The sequence below is a fragment of the Trichocoleus sp. FACHB-46 genome (assembly GCF_014695385.1).
Classification (GTDB): Bacteria; Cyanobacteriota; Cyanobacteriia; order FACHB-46; family FACHB-46; genus Trichocoleus.
This window is the reverse complement of record NZ_JACJOD010000063.1, coordinates 1-2,874: the sequence shown is the minus strand read 5'-3', so window position 1 is coordinate 2,874 and position 2,874 is coordinate 1. Positions and strand designations below refer to the sequence as shown.

General features: G+C 48.4%; 1 protein-coding gene and 2 pseudogenes. 1 reads left to right on the top strand and 2 read right to left on the bottom strand.

Going from position 1 to position 2,874, the window contains the following annotated elements:
• Window positions 1-298 precede the first annotated feature (298 nt).
• On the top strand, window positions 299-1,036 hold the full coding sequence (locus H6F72_RS26135) for a hypothetical protein (protein WP_190442406.1): 738 nt from the start codon (window positions 299-301) through the stop codon (window positions 1,034-1,036).
• 574 nt (window positions 1,037-1,610) lie between these two features.
• Here H6F72_RS26135 and H6F72_RS26125 read toward each other — a convergent pair.
• A pseudogene (locus tag H6F72_RS26125) lies at window positions 1,611-2,600 on the bottom strand (tyrosine-type recombinase/integrase).
• A gap of 142 nt (window positions 2,601-2,742) precedes the next feature.
• Window positions 2,743-2,874 (bottom strand): annotated as a pseudogene (locus H6F72_RS26120) (IS1 family transposase); the annotation flags it as partial.

Genomic DNA, 2,874 nt, shown 5'->3' with positions numbered 1-2,874 from the left:
ATGCCATTGAGATACATTTTGATGCACAGTTGCTTGATGTCATCGGAGTAAGCCCAAGGACGGTAAGACTCGAGAAATTGGCGACCACACTGCTGGCACTGATAGCACTGTCTGCCGCGACGGTGACCGTTTTTAGCCGTGTGAGTGGAGTGACATTGAGGACATTTCATACCTTCATTGTGCCAAAGCCAGCATTACTCTTTCAGCAACGCCCCGTAATGACACCTCTACGCTCTTAGAGACAGCAGGAGATCTGTATGATACTTTTGTAGCCAAAAGGCTGATACAGCACTCAATTATGACCAATTCTTCTCATCTTGCTTCCAATACCATCCTGGCTAACCTAATGGAAGCCGATACCGCGCTTGCAACTCAAGAAGCAGTACTCACAACTCAACTTGAAGCAGTCCGGGAGAAACGACAAAGTCTCAAGACGGTCATCGATTTATTTAGCATCCCCTCTGCTACTCCAACCACCACCCAACCTGCAAAAGACACTGCCACCTCAACACCGATAACAGTAGATAGTGCTGCGCCTGCTTCAGATACTTCATCTGCTCCTGTGGTTTCTGCCTCTGAAGAGCCAGTGGAGGAAAAATCTCAACAATCTCGCTCTGCTTCTGAGCCAACCACCTCCACAAAAAGTGGTAGAGCCCCTAAAGCTGCAAAGGCAGGCAGGACACCGAAACAATCAAAAAACTGGCAAGACTACTTGCAACCTGCTTTTCAAAAAACCTCCTTACCTGCGGCAATCGCTGCTGTATTTCAGCAACAGCCCCAGGAACTGCTGAGCGTCGCTGCTCTCATGAATGCAATTTTTGTAGACAGCTTGCCCCAAGGGATGCACACTACCATTCGTCACCGTATCCTCAATATTCTCTCTACCGGAGCCAAGGATGCAATTTTTGTAGACAGCTTGCCCCAAGGGATGCACACTACCATTCGTCACCGTATCCTCAATATTCTCTCTACCGGAGCCAAGGAGGGCCAGTGGAATCGGGGCCAAAGAGGTCAGTATAGCCTGTCCCGAATCTAGCCATTCATTCCAAGGCCGTCTGCAAAGTGAGATCGTGACCTAAATTCTTCCAGCCTCTGAGTGAGCTGCGGGCTTGAACTTAGTGATGAACTAATAGCCGGAAGCTAAGTTGCTGTCTCTACTTGCTTCAGGGCTCCGGTCTCAAAAAGTGCTGCTTCTGCCAACACCGCATCCACGCTCTTGACGTAACGCTAAAAGCTATGAACCGAGCAATGACGCGTTAACTTCATGGCTAAGCAAGAGTCCATTGTCTTGTAACGCATGCCATCAACTACTAAGAAGCTGTTATGAAATAACTCTGACGTTCGCTGGTCAAAAGAGCTTGCGAATTTGAGCCTTTCAGGATCACCCTGTAAAAGTTGTTTCGTTACAAGCCCTAAGCCCGTAGCAAAGGTATGCCGTTCTCGGTGCAGATGCAGATGGGACGCCTCCTTCTCTTCTGCTTACGTCAACGCCTGGGCGATCGCCTGTGACTCTTTGGAAACAAGTTCATACAGTCTGTCGAAGCCTAAGCATTGATGGCGATTGCGTGGAAAGTAAGAAATAAACACTGCGCAACTACAATGCTTGCTTCTTAATAGAGTTGGTCAGCTGCTTTGAGAAATGCCCGCTTGGCAGCGAGTTTATTCTTGCGGTTGGTATAGCGTTTGAAACTACGAATATCTCGATGCCGCGATAGCTCCATTGCTAGGGCGGTATCCATCTCCAACTTGACAATTAAATTGGTACAAAACGTATGTCGCCCTCGATGTGCATGTAGATTAATGCCCGTATGGTTGGCTAGCTGCTTCATCACCTCCTGCACTCCCCAATAAGTGAGTCGTTGACCTCGGCTGCGGTTAGAGTTGGAAACAAACAGAGGACTATGGGGCAAAATTTCCTACCCCATTGCTTCTATCTCTGCCTGCCGTTGCTGGATGTAAGCATTTAAGTCAGTCCGTGCTTGCTGAGTTAGTGGTACTTCCCCCGTACTGTCATGCTTTGCTTCTCGAATCAAGACTTGCAGCCCATCGTAGTCTTCAAAATTGAGGTTGATCGCCTCCTCGGCTCGCAAACCATGTAGTAGAACAGAAAACAAAGCCCGATCGCGGACTGGGTCACAGCTTACCTTTGAAATTGCCACATAAATCTGTTCTACCTCTTCATCTTCTAGTTCTTGAGATTGCGCCTCTGGCACTTTCTCCTGCTTCACTGCCGTTGTCGGGTCCCTGGAGATGTACTCCGACTCCAGCATCCATCTATAAAACGTTTTGACTGTTCTTAGGATTCGGTTGACTGAATTAGGAGCTAGCTTTCGCTCCTGCAAGAGATACTGCTTGAACTGGGCGACCTGTCGTCGGGTCACATTTGCCCACGCTTGCTGGGTCCAATCTGTGAAATTCTGCAAGTCTCGGCGGTAAGCCTGCTCACTTTTGGGCTTGAGCGATCGCGCTGCAATAAACTCATCCACTTTGGTCTGTCTCAAATCCGTCGGCGAGGCAAGCCTGTCAGCATGAACCTTTAGAGGCTCCTTTCCACCCGTCAGGGACACAATTATGGGATCTGGAATTGCTGGACGTTCCATCGCAATCGCTGGGTAACAGCAAGGTGTAGGAAAGCATCCCTACCCTTTCAATTAAAACGCGAGACAAGTAGAACGAGAATGCTTCATCTGGGTTGATTGCGAATAAGCATTTCTATTTGGCGTTGCACAAAGAGCGAATGATTTAGACAGGAATCAGTACTTTCCAATGTCTCAGATAGTAGGTCAATAAGCAGATAGAGGCTTCCAGCATCTCTTGTGACTTGGAATAACAGAAGCTCTGACGATGCAGACGAGCCAGATAGTGCCGCAAGCG

What these genes read in the sequence shown, in the direction of transcription:
- H6F72_RS26135 (WP_190442406.1), top strand. Translation starts at nt 299, where the DNA reads ATGACCAATTCTTCTCATCTTGCTTCCAATACCATCCTGGCTAACCTA.